Here is a 4,459-nt window from a genome sequence, read left to right on the forward strand (position 1 = left end):
AGGAATTTTCATTTTATCAAATAATTTATCTTTATCGAAGTCGAGAGGATTTTTGAATCTACTTTTCTTTTTCTTCGGTTTATAGTTTTTATATTTATCTTCTTTATCTTGCAATTGATTTGGAAGCAAAAGAGTCGCCTGAAGCAAACTAATTAATAATGTGAATATAACGATTTTTGGAAATAAATTTATTATTTTTCCCATCATACCGCTTATTGTAAGAAGAGGAAAGAAAGCCGCAACGGTAGTCAAAGTAGACACAATCATCGGCATAACGACATCGCTTACCGCAAGACGCGTAGCTTCGAGTCCTTTATAACCAGACTGCTTGAAATTAAATATGTTTTCCGAAACTACGATTGAGTTGTCGACTATCATTCCCAAAACCGTAATAACGGCGGCTAAAGACATAATATTGAATGTTATTCCCGTAGCTCTCATATATATTAAACAAGAAAACATAGTTATAAGCATTCCAAGACTCGTAAATATCGCGCTTTTGAAATCCAAGAATATTATAAGGGCAATGAATATGATTATAAATCCTTGAATCAAATTTGAAGTTACTATTTTTAATAAAGAATTAATCGTTCTCGAATTGTCTCCCATAACCGTAATTTGTATATTATCTGGAACTAAATCGGCGTTTTCTTCCAAATATTTTTTTACCTCTTCGATTGTTTTTATAATATCCGCGTTTTCGTTTTTTACTATATCCAAAGAATAGCCCGAAGCCTTATTTACTCTCATAAGAACATCTTTTTCTTCAAATCCCATATTAACCGTAGCCAAATCTTTAACTCTCACTCTCTGCCCGTTGAAAGTGGACCTTATGATTACATTTTCCGCTTCTTGAGGATTCGTAAATTCTCCGTAAGTTACTACGGTTTGTTCTCTTCCTCCGTTTTCCATATCTCCTCCAGTGGCTCTCACATTTCTTATGCTTAAAGAATTAACTATATCGCTTAAAGAAATATAATTTTGCTGAAGTTTTATAGGATTCGCGTATATATGAACTTCTGGGTCCGTTCTTCCAGATATTCTTATTTCCGAAACTCCGTCCAATCTAACAAGTTCGTTTTCGAGTCTTTGGCTTACATCGAATAATTCTCTCTCGTCTCCTTCCATTCCTTCTTTGAAATGCACTCCCAAAGTATAAATCGACATATTGGCGGGATTCAAATCGTAAGTTGTCACTTCGTCAACATCGGAAGACAAATCGGGAACATTTTGCATCTGCCTAAATATTTTATCTTTAACGGGTTGTCTGTTTGGTAGGCTTTCGTCAAGCGTCACCAATATTATAGCCATATTTTCAATTATAGTGGTTTGGTATTCGTCAATTCCCGCTATTCCTTGCAATTGCTCTTCTATAGGTATAACGGCGTTTTGTTCCACATCCAAAGGCGTAGCTCCTGGGTAAGTCACCGCCACAAGCATCATATCCAAATCTGTAGAAGGAAACGATTCTTTTTGTAAATTGAAATAAGAATAAGCTCCGACAAATAAAATCGCCATAACTATTATATTGACAAGCATCGTTTTCTTGGCAAAAAATACTATAATCTTTTCCATTTATTAATTTTCTCCTTTAATCTTTTTTAATCTATATTCCATAATTGTTTTTTACTTTTATTTTTTTAATTATCTTAAAATCTCTTATTCGGAATCTATCGCAAGCAAACTCCTATAATCGAATATTGTCGTTATAAATTCGTATTGCAAATTTAATAATTGCGTTTGAGAAGTCACAAGTTCAAGCCTCGAAGTAAGCAAATCGTCAACTTCGACTCGTCCTTGCTCTAATTTCTGCATTTGAGTGGCAATCCTTGAATTAATCGCTCTTATTTGCGCCATCTTGCTCGCTATCAAGTTTTTATAGGCATTGAATCTCGATATATAAGTCGTTAGTTGAGTGTTATAATCTTTTTCCAATTGTTCGTATTGAGCTATTATTCCGTATAAAGAATTTTCCGCCAATTTATATTGCGCTTTATTCGCTCTGTCTCCAATCGGATAAGAAAATTGAAATCCAGCAAAAAAATCGACATTAGTCATACTTCCGAAAGACTTGAAATAACCCGAAGTGTTTGGAGTTATTCCGCTTAAATTTACGCTTCCGACTATCGATAAATCGGGCAAATTTCCGCTTTTCATCGCTCCCAAAACATACTCGGCTTGAAGTTTCGATTGATAGGCAATTTGTCCGTTTACGCTCTCTCCGAAAGCGACATTTTCCATTTGCATGTTGCTTCCCAAATTAAGATATGCGTCCCAAACGGCATGGTCGGGACTATAATTCGTTATATCGGGAATAAAGAAAGCTATTGTCGTTAAAAGACTGTCCAAATAAACTCTATTTTGAGCGTAAGAATCGCTATAAACCATAGTTTGAGCGCGGGCGTTTTGATAGGAGTCGTTATCTATGAGTCCGTTTTGGTATCTCGCTCTCATTTGATTTTCAAAATTTCTTGCAGTGATATACATGCTTCTATAATACGACAATAATTTTTCATACATTATCCATTGATAGTAAATTTTCTGATAAGACGCCAATACGGAAGTGTCGTCCAATCGTCTTTGAAGTTTTGCAATCGTTAGAGAATATTCGGCGTTTTTTATGGGATATTTATCCAAAGCTCCGAAAAAATTTCTTAATAAAGGCTGTGAAACTTCTATCGTAAGCGAAGGTAAATAATTTTGAAATTTATCGCTTCCTCCGTTTCCATAATATATTCTTCCGTCCAAATAAGAATTATGCGTCAAATTAACCGACCATCTCGTTCCGCTGTAAGGAATCAAACTGCCGACTCCTATTCCCGCTCTTATTCCCGTAGCTTCGGCGGATTGTCCTCCCATAGACGATACGGTGCTGTTAGCTCCGTAAGTTCCTATAGCTCCGAGTTGCGCCGTCAAATTTACATCGCCCGAACTTTTTGCGCTCAAAAGATTCATTTCGGCGTTAGTTTCCGCAACGGCGTTTATTTTCATTTCTGGTATCAAATCTCTTATCGCTTCCATATAGGACGAATAACTTACCGTATTTGTGGCGTTGGAATTAGTTTGTCCGTATAGATGCATGCTTAAAAATATCGACAAACATATCGCTATTTTTATAGATTGAAATTTTAAAGTTTTAAATTTTATCAATTTTAATTTTTCAATTTTTGATTTTATCATTAATTCTCCTTTGTCTGTTTTTTAATCTTTTTTAATTTTTTATTCGTTTAATTTTATTTAATTCTTTGCTTCCCATTAAAAACAATATCGTTTTATAAATGGATTCTGCCAAATCGTCTAATTTCATCTCTAAATCAATTTTATATTCTCCTTTTTTATTATAATATTTTGTTAAAATCAATTCCGTTCCTATTCCTCTCATTATGCTCGTTATTTGAAAATATATATACGAAGAATTCGAAACGGGATTAAAATATTTCGTTTTCGTTTTATCGTCCAAATAATCGAATAATTCTTCAAACCAATAATTCGGGTTGGTTATAGAATTAGTTTTATTTGCATATCTTTTTAATCTCTTTTTATCGTTAATAAGAATTGGATATAATTCAAAAAATATTTTTCCGCATTCTTTAGTCGCTTCAAAAAAATAATTTGTAAATTCTTTTAAGAATTCAAATATAACTTTTTTAGGATTATTATAATTATCTTTTATAATATCTTTCGGACTTACCAAAATTTTATTTCTGTTAATCAAAGAAATTATAATATCGTCTATATTCGAATAATATTTATAAACTCCTCCTTGACTCAATTTGGATTCTTTTATTATATCTTTCATGCTAACCGTATATGACGGTTTTTTAGAGAACACTTTTAAAGCGGCGTCCAATATTATTTTTCTTTTATTGTCAAAATATTCTTTGCTTACTTTAGGCATTTTATATCTCTTAAATTTTAAATATTAAAACCGTTAAACTACTAAACGGTTAAATAAAAATGACAACTATGTCGTTTTTATTTTGATTGATACTATACGAGATTAAAAATATTGTCAATATGTAAAAATAAAAAAAGACATCGCAATAAATACGATGCCTTTTTCTTATCTTATCGTTTTTTATCAGTTTTATTAATTTAAAATTTTATTATTTTGTAAACGGTTCAACTGCAGCTTGTCCTTCCATTGACAATTCACAATTGTTTGCATCTTTGAATGTAAAATAATAAGTTGAACCTCCTTGGGTTAAACTTATTTTATATTCTCCAACATCGCTATCTTTAACGCTTGCCCAATCCGAGATAGTATAAGGAATAGTAAGTCCATAAACGGTTATGTTTAAAGCACCAGCATCGCTTACCGTAAAAGTATTGGCTGCATCTAATGTGCTTGTCCAAGTTCCTACGATAGAGGAAACTTTAAATGTTGTTGGGTCAGTGCTTTTATTATCTTTACAAGAAATAAAAGCGACTACTAAAACTGATAAAACGATAAGAAATA

At 32.5% G+C, this 4,459-nt stretch carries 4 protein-coding genes; all 4 read right to left on the minus strand.

Annotated elements, in window-relative coordinates:
* On the minus strand, nucleotides 1–1,575 hold a 1,575-nt coding region (locus EZH24_RS07560; RefSeq protein WP_137998510.1), incomplete at its 3' end, for an efflux RND transporter permease subunit.
* A gap of 84 nt (nucleotides 1,576–1,659) precedes the next feature.
* Nucleotides 1,660–3,081: a TolC family protein gene (locus EZH24_RS07565; RefSeq protein WP_137998512.1), complete on the minus strand. Its 1,422-nt coding sequence runs from the start codon at nucleotides 3,079–3,081 to the stop codon at nucleotides 1,660–1,662.
* Nucleotides 3,082–3,211: 130 nt separating this feature from the next.
* A complete protein-coding gene (locus EZH24_RS07570) occupies nucleotides 3,212–3,898 on the minus strand; it encodes a TetR/AcrR family transcriptional regulator (RefSeq protein WP_137998511.1) in 687 nt (228 codons plus the stop codon).
* A gap of 208 nt (nucleotides 3,899–4,106) precedes the next feature.
* Nucleotides 4,107–4,459, minus strand: a 353-nt coding sequence (locus EZH24_RS14075; RefSeq protein WP_161976116.1) for a hypothetical protein, incomplete at its 5' end; no start/stop codon positions are given.

Source organism: Brachyspira catarrhinii, from assembly GCF_005518285.1.
In the GTDB taxonomy this organism is placed as follows: Bacteria; Spirochaetota; Brachyspiria; order Brachyspirales; family Brachyspiraceae; genus Brachyspira; species Brachyspira catarrhinii.

Coding starts and splice junctions, on each gene's coding strand:
- EZH24_RS07565 (WP_137998512.1), bottom strand. CDS start 3,081: ATGCATCTATACGGACAAACTAATTCCAACGCCACAAATACGGTAAGT.
- EZH24_RS07570 (WP_137998511.1), bottom strand. CDS start 3,898: ATGCCTAAAGTAAGCAAAGAATATTTTGACAATAAAAGAAAAATAATA.